The following is a 21589-nucleotide window of genomic DNA, read 5'->3' on the forward strand; positions in this document are numbered from 1 at the left end:
ACGGGAGCTCCGCCCGGACGGAGCGGCCCGTGCCCGTCCACCCGGCGGGGTGAGGGGAGCCGGCCCGGCCCCTCGGCCCGCCGGGCAGGTCGGCCGCACCGGTCCGCGACCCCGTGGGCGGGGCCGACCGGCTACCAGGCCCGGCGTCCGACGAACGCGAGGAACCGCGTCTGGGCGTCCGCGCCCTCCGGCGGGGTGAGCTCGGGGCCGCAGACGCCCGCGCCGCGCATGCCGTCGCCGAACACGGCCGTGTTCCCGTGTGCCCAGCGCACGTCCTCGGGGGCCAGCCGCTCGTCCAGGCCCGCGGCCCGTGACAGGTCCCAGCGGTGCACGACGAGGTCGAAGCTGAGAAATCGGTCGACGGACAGGGCGAACGTGGTCCGCCCGAAGTACCCGTCGTATGCGGCGTTCGCGAGCTCCGGGGTGTCCAGGTCGGCCTGGACCACCGCGCGTGCCGCGTCCCAGGCGGCGGCGGGGGCCGCGTCCACCGAGGGGATGTCGCCCAGGTCGCGGCCGACCAGGCGGAGGAACATGCCCTGGGTGTCCACCACGTGGCGGACCACGTCCAGGGCGGTCCACCCCTCGCAGGGAGAGGGGGCCGACCAGCGGCTGTCGGGTACGGCCGCGACCGTGGCGGCGAAGTCGTCGGAGAGGCGGGCGTAGCGTGCGCGGATGTCGCTCATGAGGATGTCCCCTTGGTCGTTCGTGGTTCGGACCCATCCTCGTGCGGCGGTCCCGCCGGGGTCTTGAAGAAACGCGACAGGCGCGGTGGCCCGGCTGGTGCACCGGGAACCGTCCGACCGGGGTCCTACGCTGGTGGGTGTGAGACCGGAGCCCGTGGAGCGGGACGCGCGGGGCATCATCGATCCGGAGGCGGGGCTGACCCGCTTCCGGATCGACAGGTACGCGCCCTCCGCGTCGGTCGCCCGCTTCGTGGACCGCTACTGGGTGGCCGCGTGGAACCTGACCGGCCGCGAGCCGTACACCCAGCGCGTCCTCGCCCATCCCGTGGTCAACGTGGTGTTCACCGCCGGCACCGCCACGGTGCACGGGCCCGCCACGGAGGTCACCCCCCGCCGCCTGGAGGGGGAGGGGTGGGCCCTCGGGGTGATGTTCCGACCGGCCGGGTTCCGTCCCTTCCTCGGCCGCCCGATGGTCGGGATCGCCGATGCCGCGCTGCCGGTGGCGGAGGTGTTCGACGGGGAGGAGTTCCCCGGGGAACCGGGTCCCCTCATGGCCGCTGTGGACCGGATCCTGTCCGAGCGGCTGCCCGGAGGGCGCCACCCGGCGGAGGGCACCCGCGACCTCGTGGAACGGGTGGCCGCGGATCCGACGGTGGTCGGCGTCGCCGCCCTCGCCGAGCGCGAGGGGGTCGGTGTGCGGCTGCTCCAGCGCAGGTTCGCCGACCACGTGGGCCTGGGGCCCAAGACGGTGATCCGCAGGTACCGCCTCTACGAGGCGGCGGAGCGGGCGAGGCGGGGGGCCGTGCCCGACTGGGGCAGGCTGGCCGCCGAACTGGGGTTCAGCGACCAGTCCCACCTGACCAGGGAGTTCACCTCCGTCATCGGTGTTCCGCCGGCCCGTTACGCGGCGCGGGGGAGGAGCGGAGGACGAGCAGCCGGTTGAGGATCCGGTGGATGCCGTCCGAGGTCAGTTCCGGATCGGTGCAGGCGCGTACGAACAGGCCGTCGACGGTGGCGGAGGCGGCTTCGCGATCGCCGGGATCGGGGAGGTGCGGTGCGAGGAAGGCGTCCACCGCACGGTTCCACCGGTCGATCTGGGGCCGCAGCGCGGGCCGCCGGGCCGCGAGCAGGAACAGTTCGTACTCGGCGACCGCGGAGGTCCGGCCGTCCCCCGACCCCGCGCCGGCGATGAGTTCGGCGAGCCCTCGCAGCGCGGGGTCCGCGTCGCGGGGGAGGGCCTCCATCGCCTCCACGTAGGTGTCGTTGACCCGGGTGAGGGTGTCCACGAGCAGGTCGTCGACGGCCGCGTAGTAGTAGGTGACGGTGCTGGGCGGCACGCCCGCCTCGGCGGCGACGCGGCGCTGGCTGACAGCGGCCACGCCCTCGCGTTCGACGAGCCGCATGGTGGCGTCGAGGAGCAGCCGGCGCCGTTGCAGCCCCTTGAGCCTGCGGCCGTCGGTGGTCTCCTCGTCGCGGGTGCCGCGCACCGCGTTCCTCTCCGTCAACGCCCGCCGCCCAGCTCCAGCGCCATCACTCCGCCGATGATCAGGGCGATGCCGCCCACCTGTACCCAGGTGAGGGACTCGCCGAGGAAGAGGGCTCCGATCGCCGCCACCAGCGCGATGCCCGCGGCCGCCCACACCCCGTAGGCCACACCGAGGTCCATGCCCCGGGTGAGGGACTGGCTGAGCATCGTGAAGGCGGCGACGTAGCCGACCACGACGACCACCGAGGGGACGAGCCGGGTGAACCCCTCGGAGAGTTTGAGGGAGGTGGTGGCGACCACCTCGGCGGTGATGGCACCGACCAACCAGAGCCAGGGCATGAGACCTCCGGAGGAGAACTGGGCAGGTGCTCAGGTTTCTTTCGGCAAGAAACCTGTTCGTTCGCTCAAGATGTTACCGGTAGGGGCAGCCCGGTGTGCGGATCGGTTGTGGGATGCCCGTAATCTCATATCTGGAGGGCTTCTGGGACGTACCCCCTGGGTGTATGGTCGGCCGTTCCGGTGTCTCGTCTCGTGCCGGTGGTAACCGCTCTATACCGATGTGCGGTTTTTCAGAACCTTTTTCACGCAAGTGCGTCCTAGTAGCAGTAGGCACACGGCGTTCGAGGTACGACATGGAGGTCCAGACGTGACGGGCAAGACCCCTTCGGCGGTGACACGTCGGTTCGGTATCGGACTGGCGGTGCTCGCGCTCGTCGCCACGGCCTGTACGTCAGGTGAGGCTGAGACACAGGGCAACAGCCCCGACGACGCCGCGGACGCGGCCGAGTTGGTGATCACGCCCGAGGAGGGCGCCGAGGAGGTCGCTCCGAACTCCCCCGTCACGGTGGCCGCCGAGAACGGCGTCATCACCGATGTCCAGGTGGAGCAGGTCGTGGTCAGCGAGGCCGCGGCGGAGGGCGAGAGCGAGGACGACGCCGACCTCTACGCCATGACCGGAACCCTCAACGAGGACGAGACCGAGTGGGTCAGCGACTGGAACCTGCGCCCCGGTTCGGAGATCGTCGTCACCGCTACCGCCGAGAACGAGACCGGTGAGGCCACCGAGCTCGTCCAGGAGTTCACGACCCTGGACGCGGTGCCCGGTCAGCGCCTGGAGCTGGAGTCCAACTACCCGAGCTCCGGCGACACCGTCGGTGTCGGGATGCCGATCGTCATCAACTTCGACCTCCCGGTGAGCAACAAGGCGCAGGTCGAGAACTCGATGGAGGTCGTCTCCGAGCAGGAGATCGCGGGCGCCTGGAACTGGGTCAACGACAAGACCGCGCAGTTCCGCCCCGAGGAGTACTGGGACCCGCACCAGCAGGTCAGCGTGGACCTTCGCCTCGCGGGTGTCGAGGCGTCCGAGGGCGTCTACGGCGTCCGCAACTACCGGATCGACTTCGAGATCGGCCGCGAGCTCATCGCCACCATGCACGTGCCCGACCACGAGATGGTCATCACCGTGGACGGCGAGGAGGAGCGCGTCATCGAGGTGAGCAACGGCAAGGCCAGCCGGCACTTCGACACCACGAGCAGCGGCACCCACGTGCTGATGGAGCGCTACGAGAGCCTGACGATGGACTCGGCGACGGTCGGCATCCCCGCCGACTCGCCCGGCTCCTACAAGGTCGACGTCCAGTACGCGGTCCGCACCTCAAGCAGCGGCGAGTTCGTGCACGAGGCGGCCTACAACGGCAACATCGGCTCGGCCAACACCTCCAACGGCTGCACCAACCTGCGTATGGACGACGCGCTGTGGTTCTTCGAGAACACCCTGATGGGTGACGTCCTCGACACCACGGGCACCGACCGTGAGAAGGAGTGGGACAACGGCTGGGGCGTCTGGCAGAAGTCCTGGGACGAGTGGGTGGAGAGCAGTGTGACCGGCGAGGCGCAGGTCACCGACGGCTCCGGTACCCCCGGCTCCGTGCACGGCGACCAGTAGCCGCCACCGCGTCCACGCCCGAGGGGGCGTCGGGAACCATCCGGTTCCCGACGCCCCCTCGTCGTTTTTCCCGGCAGTGGGGGGCCGGTCTCAGCCCTCCCGGGAGAGCCGTGCGACGAGGGCGTCTATCACCAGCCCGGTCACGGCGGCCATGTCCACGGCGTCGGGGTCCAGGAGCCACTGCACCTGGAGGCCGTCCATCACGGCGATGACGGCCGCGGCGGCTGCTCCGGCCGGTGTGTGCCCGTCCGGGCCGGGTGTGGACGCGGCCTCCCTGTACGCGGGGTCGAGCCGGTCCAGGACGGCGTCGCCGATCTCCTGGCGCAGCACCGTGTAGCGGTCCCGGAACCACTCCTGGGCGGGGTGCTGGTCGGTGGCGCTCTCCGCGGACAGGACGGCGTACAGCTGGGTGGTCCCCGGACGGGTCGCGTTGCGCTCGGCCGTGGTCACCAGGTGGTCGAGCATCCGGCTGCCCCCGGGTGCCGGGTCGGCGTCGTCCCGCAGTTCCAGGACGGCGGTGAGCAGGTCGGTCTTGGAGCCGAAGTGGTGCAGGACCCCGGCGGGGGTGATGCTGAGCATCGCCGCGATGTCGGCGAGGGAGGTGTTGTTGAACCCCTGGGCCGCGAAGACGTCGGCGGCGGTGCGCAGGATCTGCTCCCGCCGGTTCACCCGCTTCCGGGGCGTCGGGGCCCCGGAACCGTCGGGCTGCCGGGTGTCCGGTGCGGGGGTGGTCTCGCTCATTCCTGCTCTCCACTTCGTTGTACCCGGCGGGTACTCCGGGCCCGTGGCCGGGGTCGGGGCCCCGACGTCCACGGTATCGAGATTTCCGTTCCTCCCCTTGCTTAATAAACATTAAGTAAGTAAAGTTCCCGCTCAAGAGACGTACGTCACAGTGCGGAGTGGGTCCCGTCGCGCCGCGGCGCGGAGCCCGCCGGGAAGGGCACAGCGGGAACCCATGACTCCAGACCTTCACGCCCGCGTCGCGCGGCTCTCGACCGAGGCCAAGGTGCGCCTGCTCACCGGGCGAACCGGATGGGTCCTACACGGGAACCCGGAGACCGGCCTCCTGCCCATCACCGTCTCCGACGGGCCGGCGGGCGTCCGCGGAACCGAGGCCACCCAGCAGGACCACTCCGCCAGCACCCCCAGCCCCACCGCGGTCGCCGCGGCCTGGGACACCGACCTGATGGAGCGCACCGGCCGCTTCTTCGCGGCCGAGGCCCGCCGCAAGGACGTCGACGTCGTCCTCGCCCCGGTCCTCAACCTCCACCGCTCGCCCGTCGGCGGCCGGCACTTCGAGTGCCTCTCGGAGGACCCCCTCCTCACCGGGGCGCTGGGCGCCGCGTTCGTCCGCGCGGTCCAGGGAGAGGGCGTCGGCACCTGCCCCAAGCACTTCATCGGCAACGAGACCGAGCACGAGCGCACCAGCTACCGCGCCGCCATCGACGAGCGCACGCTCCGCGAGGTCTACCTGCCGCCCTTCGAGGCCGCCCTCGACGCCGGTGCGTGGACCGTCATGGCCGCCTACAACGGCGTGGACGACGGCACCGAGTCCAACAGCATGACCGACCACCACCGCCTCCTCACCGGGCTCCTCAAGGAGGAGTTCGGCTTCGACGGCGTGGTCGTGAGCGACTGGACCGCCACCCGCACCGCCGCCCCCTCCGCCAACGCCGGGCTCGACCTGGTGATGCCCGGCCCACGAGGCCCCTGGGCCGAGGGGGACGCCCTCCTGGAGGCGGTCCGGTCCGGTGAGGTCCCCGAGTCGGCCGTCGACGACAAGGTCGTCCGCCTGCTCCGCCTCGCCGCCCGGGTCGGCAAACTCGACCAGGACACCTCCCGCACCGTCAAGGGCGAGGACGAGCGCGTCGTCCTCCGGGAGATCGGCTCACGCGGCCACGTGCTACTGCGCAACGAGGGCGGACTGCTCCCCCTCGCCGCCAACGGTGTACGCCGGGTGGCGCTCATCGGCCCCAACGCCGTGGACGCCTACACCCAGGGAGGCGGCAGCGCCCACGTCAACTCCGCGTACCTGGTCACTCCGGCCGAAGGCCTGCGCGAGGCCCTGCCGGAGGAGGTCGAGCTCACCGTGACGCGTGGCGGAGACCCCCGCCGACTGCTGCCGGTGGCCTCCCGCGACCTCGTCACCCGGTGGGAGACCTCCCTCCACGACCCGGACGGCGCCCCGCTCGGAACCCTGCCGGTCGAGGGCCCGTCCTTCCACGCCGACGTGCCTGATCCCGCCGCGACCCGGGCCGTCGTCACCGCCGAGCTCACCCTCACGGAACCCGGGACCCACCAGGTCGAGGTCGGGGTCGTCGGCCGCCACGCCGTGCGGGTGGACGGCGCGGTCCTGTCCGAGGGCGGGCGCACCGCGTCCGACGCCGAGATCCTGGAGTCGCGCCACAGCCACCCCGACGGCCCCCGGGTCGCCGTGGAGGTCGGCGCGGGCGAGGGGCCCCGCCCCGTGCTCGTCGAGGTCGACGTGGAGGTCGGCGACTTCGGCGGGTTCGGCCGCGGGGTCGTCGTCCAGTTGCGCCACCTCCCGCCCGGCCCCTCCACCGAGGAGGAGATCGAGGAGGCAGTGCGGGCCGCGGCCGGGGCCGACGTCGCGGTCGTGGTGGTCGGCACCAACAACGAGGTCGAGTCCGAGGGCTACGACCGCCCGACCCTCTCCCTCCCCGGCCGCCAGGACGAACTCGTCCGGCGCGTGGCCGCGGCGAACCCGCGCACCGTGGTCGTCGTCAACGCCGGAGCCCCCGTGCTCCTGCCCTGGTTGGACGAGGTTCCCGCGGTCCTGTGGTCGTGGTTCGGCGGCCACGAGTACGGCCACGCCCTCGCCGACACCCTGACCGGGCGGTCGGAGCCCACCGGCCGCCTGCCCTGGACGCTGCCCCGCGACCACGCCGACGTGCCGATCATGGACACCCGTCCCAGCGACGGGGTCCTCGCCTACGAGGAGGGCGTGTTCGTCGGCTACCGCGCCTACGACCGCGGCGGCAGGGAACCCCACCGGCCCTTCGGTTTCGGACTCGGCTACACCGACTGGGAGATCACCGGGGCCTCCCTGGACGGCACCACTCCGGAGCAGGAGGGCGGGCTGCTCACCGCGCCGGTCCGCGTCACCGCGACCGTCGGCAACACCGGCCCCCGCGCGGGACGCCATGTGATCCAGGTCTACGTCGAGCCCCCCGCCCACAGCGCCGGCACCACCCGCCCGGTACGGTCCCTGGCCGCGTTCGCCCCCGTGCACGCCGCCCCCGGTACGGAGAGCACCGTCCACCTCGACATCCCCCCGCGAGCGTTCGCGGTCTGGGATCCCGCCACCCACTCGTGGCGTACGCCGGAGGGCGTCTACCACCTCGCGGTGGGCGCCTCCAGTCGCGCCGTCGCGCACCGGATCCCGCTCGACGTGCGCCAGTCCACCCCCCCACAGCAGGTTTTCCCCAAGGAAACAGCATGAGAGTTCCCCTCCCCCGCAGAGGCCCGGGACGCCTGTCCCGGCGCGGGCTGCTGCGCGCGGGCCTGACCGCGTCGGCGGTCGGCTCCGTCGCGGCGCTGGGCGGATGCGCCGCCACCGTCGGCCCCGCCGAGAGACGCCCGCTCGTCCCGCCCAAGGGCCCCGACGAGAACATCACGCTCACCTACTGGACCTGGTGGCCCGCGCTCCAGGCCGTCGCCGACATCTGGAACGCGGAGCACCCCGACATCCAGGTCCGGGCCGTCACCATCCCCGGCGGGCTCGACGGCGGGTACGCGAAGATGTTCAACTCGCTGGTCGCGGGCAACCAGCCCGACCTCGCCCAGGTGGAGTTCTTCCAGATCCCCTCCTTCCTGCTGGAGAACGGCCTGGAGGACCTCGGCCGGTACGGCGCCCTCGACCACGCCGACCGCTACGACGAGTGGCAGTGGCTCCAGGCGGCCTACGTCGACGGCCACTACGGCATCCCGGTGGACTCCGGCCCGATGATGTACTTCTACCGCGCCGACAAGTACGAGGAGTGGGGCGTCGGCGAGGCGCCCGCCACCTGGGAGGAGTACGCGGAGGCGGCCCGCCGTGTGGCCGCGTCGGGGGACGGCGCCACCATCGAGTCCTTCCCCGTCGGTGACGCCGACTGGCTCGCGGGCATGTGCATGCAGGCCGGGGCCCGGTGGTTCAGCACCGAGGGCGGCGAATGGTCGGTCAACCTTCTGGACGACGCGTCGGTGAGGGTCGCCGAGTTCTGGGAGGGGCTGGTCCGCGAGGGCGTCCTCAACCTCACCCAGCCCGTGTGGTCCACCGGCTGGTTCCAGGGGCTCCAACAGGGCACCATCGGCACCTGGACCGTCGGCAGCTGGGGCGACGCCATCATCAGGGGCAACGACCCCGACAACCCCGGCCGCTGGAGGGTCGCCGGGATGCCGCAGTGGGGGGAGGGGCCCCGCATGGAGGGCACCTGGGGAGGTTCGTCCTCGGTGGTCCTCAGCGGGGCGCCGCACCCCTACGAGGCGGTGCAGTTCGCCAACTGGCTCAGTACCGACCAGCGCGCGGTCGACGCCATGATCACCGAGTGCGGGATCGGATGGGCCGCCTCCGAGGAGCTCAACGACGGATCGGTCCGCAACCAGGGCCCCGACCCCTTCTTCTCCGACCAGAACTACACCGGCGTCGTCGCCGAGACCACCGAGCACATCCCCACCGACTGGGTCTGGGGGCCGACCCTCAGCGCCACCAAGAACCACATCGGTGACGCGTTCCGCGCCGCCGTCGCCGACGACACGTCCTTCGTGGACGCGCTGGCGTCCGCGCAGGAGAACACCGTCAGCGACATCCGCGCCAAGGGCCTGTCCGTCAGGAGCGCGTCATGACCGCGACCGCGCGCACCACCCCGGACACCCCGGGTACGCCGACCAGGCCCCGCACGTCCGCGCCGGCGCCGCGCGGCCGGCGGTCCGGGGCGGGCGCACTCGTGCCCTGGGCCTTCCTCGCCCCGTTCGTGGGGCTGTTCGTCCTCTGCTTCCTCCTGCCGATCCTGTACGCCGTCTACCAGAGCTTCCTCCGGGTCCGGCGGCTCGGCCTGTTCGGCGAGGACGGGCGCGAGACGGTCTTCGCGGGGTTCGGCAACTACGCGCGCGCCCTGGGACAGGACGGGTTCGTCGACTCGCTCGGCCGCGTGCTGCTGTTCGGCGCCGTCCAGGTGCCGGTCATGATCGGGATGGCGCTGGCCCTGGCCCTGCTGCTGGAGTCGGCCTCGGCGAAGTGGCCCGGCTTCTTCCGCGCCGCGTTCTTCATGCCCTACGGAGTCCCCGGTGTCGTGGCGTCGCTCCTCTGGGGGTTCCTGTACACCCCGGGCCTGTCCCCGATCGTCGACGTGGCCGGCTTGGTGGGCCTGGAGCTGGACCTGCTCGGTCCCGACACGGTCCTGTGGTCGATCGCCAACATCATCACGTGGCTGTTCATCGGCTACAACATGCTGATCCTGGTCGCGCAGCTCAAGACCATCCCCGACGAGCTGTACGAGGCGGCGCGCATCGACGGCGCGGGCCCCCTCCAGACCGCCTGGCTGATCCAGATCCCCCTCATCCGCCCCGCCCTGGTGCTGACGGCGATCTTCTCCATCATCGGGACCCTCCAGCTCTTCGCCGAACCCCTGATCATCAAGGGCTTCACCGTCAACATCGACACGGCCTACACGCCCAACATGGCGGCGTTCAACTCCGCCTTCACCGACAACGACTACAACGTGGCGGCCGCGCAGTCGGTCATCGTGGCGCTGACCGCGTTCGTGCTCTCGTTCGGATTCCTCTGGCTGGTCAACAGGAAGGACCGGCAGCGATGACCACGACCGGAAACACCACCGGGCCGACCGCCCCCCGCGGAGCGCGGCCCGCGCGCCGCGACGGCAGGGGGACCGCCACCGGTGCCCCGCTGCGCTCCAAGATCCTGGTCACCGGCATCCTCGCCCTCTTCACGGCGTACTTCCTGGTGCCCGTGGTGTGGGTGTTCGTCGCGTCCACCAAGACCACGTCGGATCTGTTCAACTCGTTCGGCCTGGCCTTCGGCAGCGAGTTCGCGCTGTTCGGGAACATCGCCGAGGTGTTCGCCACCAACAACGGGATCTTCTGGCGCTGGACGCTCAACAGCCTCCTCTACTCGGTGTTCGGCGCGCTGCTGGCCACCCTGCTGGCCGCGGCGGCCGGGTACGCCCTGGCCAAGTACAGGTTCCGGGGCCGCGAACTGGTCTTCGGGCTCGTGCTCGGCGGGGTCCTGGTCCCGGCCGCGGCCACCGCGCTGCCCCTGTACCTGCTGTTCAGCCAGATCGGGCTCGCCAACACCTACTGGGCCGTCCTGCTGCCCGGCCTGGTCTCCCCCTTCGGCCTGTACCTGTGCCGGATCTACGCCGACGCCTCGGTGCCCGACGCGATCATCGAGTCGGCCCGTCTGGAGGGCGCGGGGGAGGGGCGCATCTTCTTCACCCTGGGCCTGCGGATGATGGCCCCCGCACTGGTGACGGTGTTCCTGTTCCAGATGGTCGGCATCTGGAACAACTACTTCCTGCCCCTGGTGATGCTGGCCGACGAGGAGCTGTACCCGATCACCCTGGGCCTCGTGACCTGGCAGTCCTACCAGGGCCGTGACATCGGGATGTACACGAACGTCGTCACCGGCTCCATGCTGTCGGTCATCCCGCTGGTCATCGCCATCATCGTCCTCCAGCGCTTCTGGCGCGGCGGGATGACGTCCGGTGCCCTCAAGGGCTGACCCCACAGACCGGCGGGGCCTCCGTCCGAGCCCTTCGGGGGTCCCGCCGCCCCAGACCCTCCTCCCTTCGTGTCCACCCCCGAGAAAGGGAAGTGCAGTGAAGCGATCCCCGAGGTTACGTTCAGCTGTGGCAACAGGAATGGGAGCGCTGCTCCTGGCCGCCGTGCTCCATCCGCTCCCCGCGACGGCGGAACCGTCCGACGGCCCCACCGCGCTCGCGGAGTGGGACGGCGACCGGGCCCAGGAGGCCCACGCCGCCGACCCCGCCGCCGCGACCTCCTCCGGCAGCGCGGGAGGTGTCGAGGAGGCCGGAGCAGCCTTCGACGCAGACGCCGCGACCCGCTGGGTCAGCGACGCCGACGAGGGGGCCTGGCTCCAGATCGACCTCGGTACCGAGATCCGGGTCCTGCGCGCGCAGGTCGACTGGGACGGGGCCCGGTACGGCGAGCGCTACGCCCTGGAGGTCTCCTCCGACGGCTCCGACTGGACCGCCTTCTACGAGGAGAACGCCGGGACCGGCTCCGCACTGACCGCCCACACCTACCCGCAAGAGGTCGTGGGCCGCTACGTGCGTCTGCGCGGGATCGAGTCGGCGTCCGGCACCTACGCGGTGTCCTCGTTCCGGGTCCTCGGCGGCGAACAGACCGGCCGCTCGCAGGAGCGCACCAACCTGGCCCTGTACAAGCCCGCCTTCGGCGACGTCTACCAGCACGCGGGCAACTCGCCGGCGTTCGTCACCGACGGCGGCGTACCCGACGGGCTGACCGGCGACGTCAGCCGCTGGGCCACCGACTGGATGGAGGACCGGTACGTCGGCGTCGACCTCGGCGGCCCCTCCGTCATCGACCGGGTCGACCTCCACTGGGAGTCCGCCTTCGCGGTGGACTACGAGGTGCAGGTGTCCGACGACCGGGAGTCCTGGACCACGGTGCACCGGCCCTCGGCAGCCGAGGCGGACGCACGCAGGGCCGATATCGGCACCCCGGGATCGGCCGCGGGCCTGCACGACGCGATCACCCTGGACCAGCCCGTCACCGCCCGGTACGTGCGGGTCCAGGGCCTGGAGCGCCGCTCCTTCCACAACCCGGCCCCGCACGTGGCCCAGTTCGGCTACTCGCTCTACGAGATCGAGGTGTGGGGTACCGGAGGCGGCGACGCCGCCTATCCGGAGCTGCCCACCGGCAGCGGAGGCGAGTACTCGACCATCCTCTTCGACGACTTCGACGGAGCGGAACTGAACCGGGACGACTGGCGCGTCATCACCACCGGCGAGAACATGCGGCCGGTGAACGGGGAGTCGCAGGCCTACGTCGACTCGCCCGACACGGTCCGCGTCCAGGACGGCAACCTCGTCCTGCACGGCAACCACTGCCTGGACGGCTGCGTCACGAACGGGGCCGGGACCTTCGACTTCACCTCCGGCCGCGTGGACACCTTCGAGCGGCACGACTTCACCTACGGGCGCGTGAGCGCCAACATCAAGCTGCCCGTGGGCGAGGGCTACTGGCCCGCGTTCTGGCTGCTGGGCAGCAACGTCGACGACCCGACCGTCTCCTGGCCCGCCTCGGGGGAGATCGACGTCATGGAGAACATCGGCTACGCGGACTGGTCCAGCAGCAGCCTGCACGGACCGGGCTACTCGGCCGACGGCAACGTCGGGGAGAGCCACGAGTACCCGGCCGGGGGCGGCGCGGGTGGCTGGCACGAGTACTCGGTGGAGTGGACACCGGAGGCGATCCGCTTCCACGTCGACGGCGTGATGGTGCAGGAGACCACCCGGCAGAAGCTGGAGTCCACCCGGGGCCAGTGGGTGTTCGACCACGACCACTACGTGATCCTCAACCTCGCTCTGGGCGGCGCCTACCCGGCGGGCCACAACGGGGTGACCGAGCCGTACTGGGGTCTGCCCCGGTCCAGCGTGGACCGTGTCGCCGCCGGGGAGATCCGCGCGGAGATCGACTGGGTGCGCGTGGAGCAGCTCGGCTGACCCGGGCGGCCCTCGCAGGAGGCGGCGCGGCGGACGGTCTCCGCCGGGCCGCCTCCCCCGGTGCGGCGCCGACCGGCGGGGCCGGGCCTCAGACCTCCGCGCCGCAGTCGGCTCCGGAGGGCTCACAGGACAGCATGATCAGGCGCAGGGTTTCCGGTCCGCTGACCTCGACGGTGACGGCCCCGGCAGGTTTCGAGGGGAGGCCCGCCACGGTGTCCGGCCGCTGCGCGTCGGTGGTCTTCCGCCCGTCCTCCACCGCGCAGGGGCCGGTGCAGCCGAACACCCTCGTGCTCCCGCTCCGGAGCACCTCCACGCGTGAGTCGACCGGCGCCCCCGCCTCGTCGGAGCACACGCTGTCGGCATCGCACACGCGCAGGTAGAGCGTGGAGGACCCGTGGTCGGGATCCGTGCGCCAGCGGGCGGCCACGACCTGGCCGCCGACCCGGGCGTGCGACCCGTCCGCGTCGACGTGTGCGCCGCGGTCCGGCTCGGCGGGGCCGGTGACGCACTCCGGCCCGCAGCCGGCCTCGGTCAGCCCTTCGGGGCCGACCTCGAACAGGTGGGCGGTGCCGTCCGCGTCCTCGATCTGCACCGTCGTCCGGCTCTCCGCCGACGCCGTGAGGGCGGCCGCGGGGACGGACGGAGGATCCGCGGGGGCGGGCCGGAGGAGCCCGGGGACCGCGAGCGGAAGGAGCGCCAGCACGCAGACCAGGGCGGGCACCACGGCAGGGACCCCGTGGGAGTCGCCGGAAGCGGAGCTGGGAAGGGCGGCGCGCACCGGCGCGGCCAGACGGGCGGCGCTCCGGTCGCGGACGGTCCGCCAGGCCTCGGCCAGGGCCCGGCCAGGGCCCAGGTCGGCCAGGACGCCGAGGGGGAGGGCGAGCAGCAGGAGGGGGGACACGGCGAGCGCCACCGCCACGGCGGCGGCCGGTACTGACCACACGCCCTCCGCGGCGATCCGGGGCAGGCCCCAGACCAGTCCGCCGACCGTCGCCGTCGGCGGGAGGAGCAGGGTGAGGGTCGTGGGCACGCGGCGCACGGCCCGCCGCCAGGCCGCCCGCACGCCGACGCTCCTGCCGAGCAGGGCGCCGCCCCCGACGAGCAGCCCCGCGTGCACGGAGACCGGAAGGCCGACCAGGAAGGAGGCCAGGACGAGGCCGGCGAGGACCGCGAGGCCCTGGGACGGTTGCGCCAGGGCGGAGCCGAGAGGAGAGGCGTCCCCGCTCTCATCCGGGAGGAGGAGAGCGTGGGAGGTGGCCGCCACCGAGGTGACGGCGAGGAGGAGCACGGCCGGCAGGAGGGGGAGCAGTACGGCGGTGGACAGGGAGCCGGTGAGCGGAGACCGGTGCCGTGAGCCGCGCCGTCCGCGGGTCCGGTCGCGCGAAGGGCCGTCCGGCGCCCGGTGAGGGATCGCGGGGTGCGCGGTCCGACGGATTCCGCCGAAGCCGGTCTGACCGTCCATCGCTGTCTCCCTCACTGTGCCCCAACCGAGACTACACAGGCCTTCCGGGGCGTACTGGGCGCTCGTGGAGGGAGGGGCCGGGGGGTTCGCCACACCGCGTCGCGCGGTGCCGGGGGGCCGCGGAGTCGAGGGTCCTACGGGGCGCCGCCCCGGTAGCGGGCCGCGCCCGGCTCGGAGGCGCCACGGCGCCCGCCGAACCGGGCGCGGCCCCGGGTCGGGTGCGTCACCAGGCCCGGACACCGCCGACGGGTGCGGGCAGGTGCTCGTTCAGCCAGGTCCACGTGCCGTCGTTCTCGGTGAAGCGGCGCTGGACCCGCTCCACGTCCGTGAGGGGGTTCGCGAACACCTCGTTCCACGCGCCCGCCGCGCGCTCCTCCAGGTAGAGGCTGCGTGCGTCGGTCCGCATGCGCACCGCCTGGAGGGTGTGGGAGGAGCCGTTGCTCAACTGGATGCGGTAGTAGGCCATGGGAAGTCCCTGGGGTCTGGTTCGTCCTGGAAGGAAGAACGGTGCGTTCCCGGAACGCGCGTGCCGCGCCTGGTGGCGGCAGGGGGATCTGTTTCCCGGGGCGTGCGGCGGGACGCGAGTGGTCGGCCGCGGGGGTGTGCCTGAAGGGTGGCGGCGAGAATGCCGAGACCCGGAGTGCTCCGGGGAACGGGTGCGGGTGCCGGGGCACCGTGCCGTCCGTGTACTGGGACTCTACTCCTCCAGGCGCCGAGGATGGCCGAAACCAGGGTGACGGGTGGTGAAATCCGGGTGATCCGTGGGTGATCGCAGCATCAGATTCGGAAACAGCAGAACATAACGCCTGGTACCCCTGTGATTCGTGTGATCGTCGTGACCTGAGGGAAGTAATGGCGACCAGGGACGGGGATCGCGCACCGCGATCGGCGGGATCCGACAGGGGGACTGGTCGACGAGGCCTCTGTGGGACGGCGGTTCCGGGGCCCGACCCGCCGGGGCGGGCCCCGGTCCGCGTCAGGCGCTGATACCCCCGTCCACGCTGATCACCGTGCCGGTGACGAACCGTCCGCCCGGCCCCGCCAGGTGGGCGACCGTCTCGGCGACCTCCTCGGGCCGGCCGAAACGGCCGAGCGGCACCAGTGAGCGGATGCCGTCGGCGTTCGGGCCGTCGGCGGGGTTGGCGTCGGTGTCGATGGGGCCGGGGTTGACCTGGATCACGCTGATGCCGCGTGGCCCGAGGTCGCGGGCCAGGCCCCGGGTCATCCCGGCCAGCGCGGACTTGCTGATGGCGTACAGGGTCAGCCCTCCGAAGGGGATCCGTTCGGCCACGTTGCTGCCCACGGTGATGACGCGCCCGTCCTCGCCCATGTGGCGCAGCGCCGACCGCGCCGCCAGGAAGGGCGCACGGACGTTCACGGCCAGGACGCGGTCGATCTCTTCGACCGAGGCGGCGTCGTGGGGGCCGAAGGGGAAGAGCGCCGCGTTGTTGACCAGGACGTCCAGTCGCCCGAAGGCCTCCGCCGTGTGCTCGACCGCCCAGGCGACCGCGTCGGGGTCGGCACTGTCGGCGCGTACGGCGAGGGCGCGCCGCCCGGTCCTCCCGACCGCCTCGACCACCCTGTCGGCCGCCTTCTCGTCCCGTTCGTAGGTGAGGACCACATCGTGCCCGGTCTCGGCCAGTCGCAGCACGATCGCGGCACCGATGCCACGGCTGCCACCGGTGACGAGCGCGACCCTGTCCTGTGTGCTCAGATTTTCGTTCATGAGTTCGATGATGCCGGTTCGGGCTGGGGAAGTCCGGCAGGAATCGGACACGGCATTCTGCCTCGCCGGGCGCTGCCGCGGGAGTTCCCGGAAGCGTGCTCTAGGCGGTCGCGGCCAGTCGTGAACGGGCCTCCATGAGCGCGAATCCCAGCAGGTTGAGCCCACGCCAGTGCGCCGGCTGCTCGGCGTGGTCGTGCAGGGCGCCCATGCCGATGCCCCACACGCGGTCACGCGGGCTCGCCTCCACCAGCACGCGGGATCCGGTGCCGAGCAGGTACGCCCCGAGGTCCCCGTTCTGCCCGAACTTGGCCACGCTGCCCTCGACCACGATGTCGAACCGGGTCGCCTCCCAGACCTCCTGGTCGAAGCCGCGGACCTCGCGGCCGATCACCTTGGCGTCGCGCGGGTGGGCCGCCGCGACGATCCGGGACTCCGCCTCGGTGTCGCCGAACAGGCGTGCCTTCCCGGCCATCATGTAGTGCTCGGCGGTCCGGTAGGCGACTCCGTCCACCGTGAAGTCGGCGGGCCACCACTGGGACAGGCAGCTCGCCGAGACACCTCCGGCGGCCGGCGGCCGGTGGCCCCAGAAGCACAGGTACTTGGCCCGCTGGGTCGAGGCGAGGAGGTCGCTCACCGACCGGGCGTCCGCGGGGTCGTGTATGTCGGTCATGACCGGCAAGTGTGGCAGGGGGCACCGACGTTCGGCCTGCGGATTTCCCGGTGCTTCTCCGGGACCCGGGGGACCCCCGGGTCCCGGGGTGTGCGGGCGCCCGCAGCCCTCCCGCAATCCGGGCCGGAGCGCGGGGGAGGTTCGGGCACGCCGTCAGTCGAACTGGAAGGAGCGCTTGGCCATGCCGTGCCAGAAGCCGTCCACCGCGGACCGCGAGCTGCGGTGGTCGTCCAGGCCCGCGCCCAGGGCGACGAACAGCGGCGCGAAGTGGTCGCTGCGCGGGTGGGCGATCTCGGCGGCGGGGGCCTTGCGACCGAAGTCGAGCAGGGCGTCCACGTCGTGGTCGGCCACGGCGCGGTTCACCCAGTCGTCGAACTCCACCGACCAGGAGGGCGCCTCCCCGTGTGCCTGCGGGGACATCTCCCGCAGGTTGTGCGTCGTGAACCCGCTGCCGACGATGAGGACGCCCTCGTCGCGGAGCAGAGCGAGGCGGCGCCCCATGGCGAGGAGCCGGGCCGGGTCGAGGGTCGGCATGGACACCTGGAGGACCGGGATGTCCGCGTCGGGGTACATCTCCCGGAGGGGCACGTAGGCACCGTGGTCGAGCCCGCGATGCGGGTCCTGGTACAGGGTCTGGCCCGGACCGGTGACGAGGTCGCGGACCCTTCCAGCGAGGGCCGGCGCTCCCGGGGCGGGATAGGTGACTCCGTAGTAGCGTTGCGGGAAGCCCCAGAAGTCGTAGGTCAGAGGGGCTCCGTCCGTCGTCGCGCCTACGGTGAGCGGAGCGTCCTCCCAGTGCGCCGAGACGATGAGGATCGCGCTCGGCCGGGCGAGGCCACCAGACCAGTCCGCCAGCTCCCGGGTCCACCGGGTGTCGTCGGCCAGCGGTGGCGCCCCATGGCTGAGGTACAGGGTCGGCATGCGTGTCGGACGCGGTGCCATGGAGGTCCTCCTGTGACTGGGAGATCGGATTTTGACCAGAACACAATTGAACTCTCAAGTATTCCGGGGGGCACGGGCCCGATGGCTGACACGCGGTGGCTCGACGAGGGCGAACAGCGGACCTGGCGGACCTTCCTGGCCGCCGTCCACCTGTTGGAGGGGTCGCTGGACCGGCAGCTCAGGAGGGACTCCGGGCTTCCCCACGCCTACTACCAGGCCCTGGTGGCCCTGTCCGAGGCGCCCGGTGGCGCGCTGACGATGACCGAACTGGCCCGGATGCTGCGATCCTCGCCGAGCCGCCTCTCGCACGCTGCGGCCAGGCTGGAGGAGGACGGCCTGATCCACCGGTTCAAACGGCCGGGGGACAGGCGCACCACGATCGCGGAGCTCACGCCGCGCGGGCTCAGGACGCTCCGGGAAGCGGCGCCTGGCCACGTGCACGAGGTGCGCCGGGTGCTGTTCGACTCCCTGACGGAGGAGCAGGTCGACCAGTTGCGCGAGATCTCCGAGGTGATGCTCGGCGAGTTGGACCCCGACGGGCAGGAGTCACGGTACGCGGGCCCGGAGGGTGCGGGGGTCCGGGACTGAGCGGGGTTCTGGTACACGCCCTGAGCGGGGTCGACGGCAGACGGGGGAAAAACAACAGGGCGACACTCTATGTGTTCGGGCGGATGCGTATTATCATCTTGCTTCCCAGGAAAAGGTTGCAGTCTCAAGTGTTGGGATGGGGCTGCGGTCCCCCTGGGATACCCGCTCACAGAACAGGAATCACCCATGACCGAGAAATCAGTCGTGTCAAGATTGAGCGACACCACCTCGCTCCTCGCGAGAGTGGTCGTCGGCATCGTTTTCATCGCCCACGGTTGGCCGAAGGCGACCAACATCGAAGGCACCGCCCAGGGATTCGCCTCCATGGGAATTCCCTTTCCCCAGTTCTCGGCCCTTCTCGGCGCGAGCATCGAGGTGGGCGCGGGTCTGGCGCTCGTCGTCGGATTCGCCCTGCCCCTCGCCGGACTCCTCCTGGCCTTCATGATGGCCGGCGCCTACTATTTCGCCCACCTCGGTGACGCCTTCATCGGCGGTTACGAGTACCTGGTGGTCCTCGCCGTCACCGCCGTCGCCCTCGGCTTCTCCGGCGGGCGCTACTCCCTGGACCGTGTCATGCCGTGGGGCCGCGCCTCACGCCGGCGGACCCCGGAACCACTACCGGCCTCCTGACAGGGGTGCCCGGTCGCCCGCTGCCGGAGGCGGGCGGCCCGGCCGCCAGGAAATCACACTTTTAACTTACTTAACTCCTTTCACAAAACCGACGTAATTTCGCACTTCCCGTGTTTCTGTTCGACGCTCATGGTGTTTTGGGGTCGATTGGTAGAATCATCGGTAAAGATAATCCACGTTGACAGCGGGGTCGCGTCACCGGGTCCGTCCCCCGTCTCCTGACCCCCTGTGCCGAACGGGAGTACCGTGTCCCCTCTGGCCACTCGACCGAACACCCCTGACTGGCAGCTCCGCGTCACCGACCGGGACGGTACCGTCCTCCACGGAGCGGCGGTACTGGTGGCGCCGGAGTACGTCCTCACCTGTGCCCACGTCGTCATCGAGGCCGTCGGGCCGACCGCGGGCCCCGGCAGCACCGTGCGCCTGGACGCGCCGCGCGGGCTCCCTGGTTGGGAGTCCGCCGGCACCGTCCTCGCCGACGGGTGGTGGTGGGAGGGTTCCGCACCCTGGGACGCGGCCGTGCTGCGCCTCGACCGCACCGCCCCCGGGCCGCCCGCCACCGTCACCCGCCACCGTGTCGGGGACCGCGTCAGGGTCCTGGGCTTCCCCAACGCCGAGACCGGACGTTGGGTGACCGGACGGATCACCGGCGACAGCGGCAGCCGTTTCGACTACACGCAGATCGACGTCGACTCCGTCACCGGCTTCACCGTCCTGCCGGGCTTCAGCGGCAGTGGTGTCCGAGAGGAGAGGAACGACGGCCTCTTGGGCATCGTCTGCGAGGCGGCTGCGAACGGCAGGGCGGGCTGGATGATTCCGATGGACGGCGTTCCCCGGGTGTGGGGGGTCGGGACCGACCGGGGGGCCGGGACCGACACCGGGACCGCGGTCGCGCTGACCGCCCGTGCCATGACCGACCTGCGCACCCTCCTCTCCCCCGACCTGAGGTTCGACCTCTACACCGCGCTCGACCCGCGGCTGCGCCGCAGACTCCGCGCGGACCAGGACCTGACGGCCTTCGCCTCGCAACTGGTCTCCCTCGCCCACGGCGAGTACCACCTCCTCGGGGCCGTCCTCGACCTCCTCGACGAGAGGGAGGACGGGAGCGCGGGCATGATCCGGGTGCGCGAGGCGGCGGCTCCGCTCCTGACGGGGCACGACGGGTGAGCAGGGCGGCCGGTATCGAGGACCAGCCCCTGGAGGGCCCCGTCCCACCCCGGGTGGACGAGGCCGACTACGCCAGGCTGGCCAAGGCCCTGTGCTCGGTCACGTGCGTCACCTCCCCCGAGTACCACGAACTGCTGCTGGGCAAGCTCCCCCGGGTCCGCTCCGGGGTCAACCGCAACGCCGTGCCGGTGGTCTTCACCGACGCGCTGGTCGGCCGGTGCCGGGAGAGCCGCCTCCTCGGCGTCCTCATGCGCTGGATCGGCTACTGGTCGGACGACAGCCAGAGCTGGAGGGCGGCCTCCCTGATCGCCGAACCCCTGGTGCGGGAGGAGGAGTGGATCCAGGTCAGCCAGGCGATCCCGGAGGCCACACGGCAGCAGGTCGACGTCGTCCGCGAGGAACTGGGCCGGTACGAGGCCGCAGCCTTCCGGGGGGAGGCCGACCGCGTACGGGGATCGCGGCATATCGACCGGACGCCGTCCGACACGGCGTGGCACACGTTCGTGGCCCTGGCCGAGATACCGGGCACGGGAGGGGAGTCCGCGCTCGTCGAGTTCTGTGCGCTCCTGGGCGCGGGGGGAGTGCTGCGCTGCGCGGTGCTGCTGGAGGGCTGGGGCGGGGGAGCCGTGCCCGAGGCACCCGGCGGGGTCCCCGGTCCGGACGCCGGGCAGGACGTACCGGCGCGCCTGGTCGTCCACGTCGAGAGGGGCGAGGAGAGGGGCCGCCACGACCTCCGGTACTGGACGGTGCTCAGGGAGCACCGGGGCGGCCCCGCCGACTTCTGCGACTCGGGCACCCGGAGGGGCGTCACCCAGGACAGGATCGCCGACAACGTGGGGATCCTGCTCGGCCTCGTGGAGGTGGACCACCGCAGGGACCTCCACGAGGGGAGGATGCGGGTGGAGCTGGTCGGAGAGCTGGACCTGTTCCGGGAACTGGAGGCCGACCGGTGGCAGGAGGCCCGCACCGGGCCGGGCCTCCTGCCGCTGGGAGCCCGCGCGGAGGTGGTCTACCGGGCGGCGGAACTGGAGGTTGCGACCTGGCGCGACTACGACGCGGGAAGGAAGGCCCTCGCCCAGCGCTGGGCGGCCCTGCTGCGGTGCGGATCGGGGCTCCACCTGGACACGGCGCACGAGCCGCGGACGAAGGAACGGCTGAGCGGACGGACCTACCGGGAACCGCTGGAGGACCGACTCGCGGACGACAGGATCGCGCTTCTCTCGGTCCCCTCCCACCTGGACGACTGCCACCAGTCCGTCCGGTCCGCGATCAGGTTCGGAATTCCGGTTGTGGTGTGGCGTTCCGCCGACAATGGCCGAGGAATCGGACCGTGGCTCAATCTGGGGCAGGTGGGACGGGAGGTGACGGTGTCATCAGAGAAAATCCAGGCAATCCCCCAGGTGCTCCACAAGTCCCGCGCGGGGGGCGTTTCGCCGGACGATAGCGGGTACATCGAAGAAAGCTTCGAGGTCGCCGTCTTTTATCACGATTCCCTGCCGGTCCTCCCCGACCCCCCGCCGCTGACCGCCAGCAGTATCCGCACCGCCCCCCGTTGACCGAG

At 71.8% G+C, this 21589-nt stretch carries 20 protein-coding genes; 11 read left to right on the forward strand and 9 right to left on the reverse strand.

Features of this window, described 5'->3' with window-relative positions:
- Positions 1 to 131: 131 nt before the first annotated feature.
- Positions 132 to 683, reverse strand: a complete 552-nt coding sequence (locus ACFWTE_RS10875) for a TIGR03086 family metal-binding protein (RefSeq protein WP_378779130.1) — start codon at positions 681 to 683, stop codon at positions 132 to 134.
- A gap of 139 nt (positions 684 to 822) precedes the next feature.
- Between ACFWTE_RS10875 and ACFWTE_RS10880 the strand changes: the two genes are divergently transcribed.
- Positions 823 to 1626, forward strand: a complete 804-nt coding sequence (locus ACFWTE_RS10880) for a DUF6597 domain-containing transcriptional factor (protein ID WP_378779131.1) — start codon at positions 823 to 825, stop codon at positions 1624 to 1626.
- On the opposite strand, the gene ACFWTE_RS10885 is transcribed toward ACFWTE_RS10880, so the two are convergent.
- Both ACFWTE_RS10885 and ACFWTE_RS10890 read right to left on the reverse strand, forming a co-directional pair.
- Positions 1562 to 2170, reverse strand: a complete 609-nt coding sequence (locus ACFWTE_RS10885; RefSeq protein WP_378779132.1) for a TetR/AcrR family transcriptional regulator — start codon at positions 2168 to 2170, stop codon at positions 1562 to 1564. The two genes, ACFWTE_RS10880 and ACFWTE_RS10885, sit on opposite strands and share 65 nt — an antisense overlap.
- Before the next feature lie 14 nt (positions 2171 to 2184).
- Complete coding sequence (locus ACFWTE_RS10890) at positions 2185 to 2508, reverse strand: DMT family transporter (protein ID WP_378779133.1); 324 nt, start codon at positions 2506 to 2508, stop codon at positions 2185 to 2187.
- 307 nt (positions 2509 to 2815) lie between these two features.
- Between ACFWTE_RS10890 and ACFWTE_RS10895 the strand changes: the two genes are divergently transcribed.
- A complete protein-coding gene (locus ACFWTE_RS10895) occupies positions 2816 to 4114 on the forward strand; it encodes an Ig-like domain-containing protein (RefSeq protein ID WP_378779134.1) in 1299 nt (432 codons plus the stop codon).
- Positions 4115 to 4204: 90 nt separating this feature from the next.
- Here ACFWTE_RS10895 and ACFWTE_RS10900 read toward each other — a convergent pair whose 3' ends face one another.
- Complete coding sequence (locus ACFWTE_RS10900; RefSeq protein WP_378779135.1) at positions 4205 to 4855, reverse strand: TetR/AcrR family transcriptional regulator; 651 nt, start codon at positions 4853 to 4855, stop codon at positions 4205 to 4207.
- Between the two features lie 214 nt (positions 4856 to 5069).
- On the opposite strand from ACFWTE_RS10900, the gene ACFWTE_RS10905 reads away from it, so the two are divergent.
- The 5 genes from ACFWTE_RS10905 (at position 5070) to ACFWTE_RS10925 (ending at position 12843) form a co-directional block, all read left to right on the forward strand.
- Positions 5070 to 7577 (forward strand): beta-glucosidase, encoded by a 2508-nt coding sequence (locus tag ACFWTE_RS10905; RefSeq protein ID WP_378779136.1) that lies wholly within the window; start codon positions 5070 to 5072, stop codon positions 7575 to 7577.
- Positions 7574 to 8962 (forward strand): ABC transporter substrate-binding protein, encoded by a 1389-nt coding sequence (locus ACFWTE_RS10910; RefSeq protein WP_378779137.1) that lies wholly within the window; start codon positions 7574 to 7576, stop codon positions 8960 to 8962. The genes ACFWTE_RS10905 and ACFWTE_RS10910 overlap by 4 nt, the downstream gene beginning before the upstream one ends.
- Positions 8959 to 9933, forward strand: a complete 975-nt coding sequence (locus tag ACFWTE_RS10915) for a carbohydrate ABC transporter permease (RefSeq protein WP_378779138.1) — start codon at positions 8959 to 8961, stop codon at positions 9931 to 9933. The genes ACFWTE_RS10910 and ACFWTE_RS10915 overlap by 4 nt, the downstream gene beginning before the upstream one ends.
- Positions 9930 to 10856, forward strand: coding sequence for a carbohydrate ABC transporter permease (locus ACFWTE_RS10920; protein ID WP_378779139.1), 927 nt, complete (start codon positions 9930 to 9932; stop codon positions 10854 to 10856). The genes ACFWTE_RS10915 and ACFWTE_RS10920 overlap by 4 nt, the downstream gene beginning before the upstream one ends.
- A 127-nt stretch (positions 10857 to 10983) precedes the next feature.
- The gene (locus tag ACFWTE_RS10925) at positions 10984 to 12843 is read left to right on the forward strand and encodes a discoidin domain-containing protein (protein ID WP_378779140.1); all 1860 of its coding nucleotides are present in this window, start codon (positions 10984 to 10986) and stop codon (positions 12841 to 12843) included.
- 88 nt (positions 12844 to 12931) lie between these two features.
- Here ACFWTE_RS10925 and ACFWTE_RS10930 read toward each other — a convergent pair whose 3' ends face one another.
- The 5 genes from ACFWTE_RS10930 to ACFWTE_RS10950 form a co-directional block, all read right to left on the reverse strand.
- Entirely contained in the window at positions 12932 to 14305 is a 1374-nt protein-coding gene (locus tag ACFWTE_RS10930; protein ID WP_378779141.1) for a hypothetical protein, read from the reverse strand.
- 223 nt (positions 14306 to 14528) lie between these two features.
- The gene (locus tag ACFWTE_RS10935) at positions 14529 to 14771 is read right to left on the reverse strand and encodes a hypothetical protein (RefSeq protein ID WP_378779142.1); all 243 of its coding nucleotides are present in this window, start codon (positions 14769 to 14771) and stop codon (positions 14529 to 14531) included.
- A gap of 510 nt (positions 14772 to 15281) precedes the next feature.
- Positions 15282 to 16031, reverse strand: a complete 750-nt coding sequence (locus tag ACFWTE_RS10940) for an SDR family oxidoreductase (RefSeq protein ID WP_378779143.1) — start codon at positions 16029 to 16031, stop codon at positions 15282 to 15284.
- Positions 16032 to 16131: 100 nt separating this feature from the next.
- On the reverse strand, positions 16132 to 16701 hold the full coding sequence (locus tag ACFWTE_RS10945; RefSeq protein ID WP_378779144.1) for an NADAR family protein: 570 nt from the start codon (positions 16699 to 16701) through the stop codon (positions 16132 to 16134).
- A gap of 153 nt (positions 16702 to 16854) precedes the next feature.
- The gene (locus tag ACFWTE_RS10950; RefSeq protein ID WP_378779145.1) at positions 16855 to 17643 is read right to left on the reverse strand and encodes a dioxygenase; all 789 of its coding nucleotides are present in this window, start codon (positions 17641 to 17643) and stop codon (positions 16855 to 16857) included.
- An 81-nt stretch (positions 17644 to 17724) separates the two neighbouring features.
- Between ACFWTE_RS10950 and ACFWTE_RS10955 the strand changes: the two genes are divergently transcribed.
- The 4 genes from ACFWTE_RS10955 to ACFWTE_RS10970 all read left to right on the forward strand — a co-directional run bounded on the left by ACFWTE_RS10955 (position 17725) and on the right by ACFWTE_RS10970 (position 21584).
- Positions 17725 to 18231, forward strand: a complete 507-nt coding sequence (locus tag ACFWTE_RS10955; protein WP_378779146.1) for a MarR family winged helix-turn-helix transcriptional regulator — start codon at positions 17725 to 17727, stop codon at positions 18229 to 18231.
- A gap of 186 nt (positions 18232 to 18417) precedes the next feature.
- A complete protein-coding gene (locus tag ACFWTE_RS10960; protein ID WP_378779147.1) occupies positions 18418 to 18861 on the forward strand; it encodes a DoxX family protein in 444 nt (147 codons plus the stop codon).
- Between the two features lie 246 nt (positions 18862 to 19107).
- Positions 19108 to 20028: a trypsin-like serine peptidase gene (locus ACFWTE_RS10965; protein ID WP_378779148.1), complete on the forward strand. Its 921-nt coding sequence runs from the start codon at positions 19108 to 19110 to the stop codon at positions 20026 to 20028.
- Positions 20025 to 21584: a hypothetical protein gene (locus ACFWTE_RS10970; RefSeq protein WP_378779149.1), complete on the forward strand. Its 1560-nt coding sequence runs from the start codon at positions 20025 to 20027 to the stop codon at positions 21582 to 21584. The genes ACFWTE_RS10965 and ACFWTE_RS10970 overlap by 4 nt, the downstream gene beginning before the upstream one ends.
- The last annotated feature ends 5 nt before the right edge of the window (positions 21585 to 21589 follow it).

Source organism: Nocardiopsis sp. NPDC058631 (assembly GCF_042716955.1).
GTDB lineage: Bacteria > Actinomycetota > Actinomycetes > Streptosporangiales > Streptosporangiaceae > Nocardiopsis.

Coding starts and splice junctions, on each gene's coding strand:
- ACFWTE_RS10905 (WP_378779136.1), top strand. CDS start 5,070: ATGACTCCAGACCTTCACGCCCGCGTCGCGCGGCTCTCGACCGAGGCC.
- ACFWTE_RS10875 (WP_378779130.1), bottom strand. CDS start 683: ATGAGCGACATCCGCGCACGCTACGCCCGCCTCTCCGACGACTTCGCC.
- ACFWTE_RS10940 (WP_378779143.1), bottom strand. CDS start 16,031: ATGAACGAAAATCTGAGCACACAGGACAGGGTCGCGCTCGTCACCGGT.
- ACFWTE_RS10890 (WP_378779133.1), bottom strand. CDS start 2,508: ATGCCCTGGCTCTGGTTGGTCGGTGCCATCACCGCCGAGGTGGTCGCC.
- ACFWTE_RS10910 (WP_378779137.1), top strand. CDS start 7,574: ATGAGAGTTCCCCTCCCCCGCAGAGGCCCGGGACGCCTGTCCCGGCGC.
- ACFWTE_RS10915 (WP_378779138.1), top strand. CDS start 8,959: ATGACCGCGACCGCGCGCACCACCCCGGACACCCCGGGTACGCCGACC.
- ACFWTE_RS10945 (WP_378779144.1), bottom strand. CDS start 16,701: ATGACCGACATACACGACCCCGCGGACGCCCGGTCGGTGAGCGACCTC.
- ACFWTE_RS10955 (WP_378779146.1), top strand. CDS start 17,725: ATGGCTGACACGCGGTGGCTCGACGAGGGCGAACAGCGGACCTGGCGG.
- ACFWTE_RS10960 (WP_378779147.1), top strand. CDS start 18,418: ATGACCGAGAAATCAGTCGTGTCAAGATTGAGCGACACCACCTCGCTC.
- ACFWTE_RS10950 (WP_378779145.1), bottom strand. CDS start 17,643: ATGGCACCGCGTCCGACACGCATGCCGACCCTGTACCTCAGCCATGGG.
- ACFWTE_RS10900 (WP_378779135.1), bottom strand. CDS start 4,855: ATGAGCGAGACCACCCCCGCACCGGACACCCGGCAGCCCGACGGTTCC.
- ACFWTE_RS10920 (WP_378779139.1), top strand. CDS start 9,930: ATGACCACGACCGGAAACACCACCGGGCCGACCGCCCCCCGCGGAGCG.
- ACFWTE_RS10930 (WP_378779141.1), bottom strand. CDS start 14,305: ATGGACGGTCAGACCGGCTTCGGCGGAATCCGTCGGACCGCGCACCCC.
- ACFWTE_RS10935 (WP_378779142.1), bottom strand. CDS start 14,771: ATGGCCTACTACCGCATCCAGTTGAGCAACGGCTCCTCCCACACCCTC.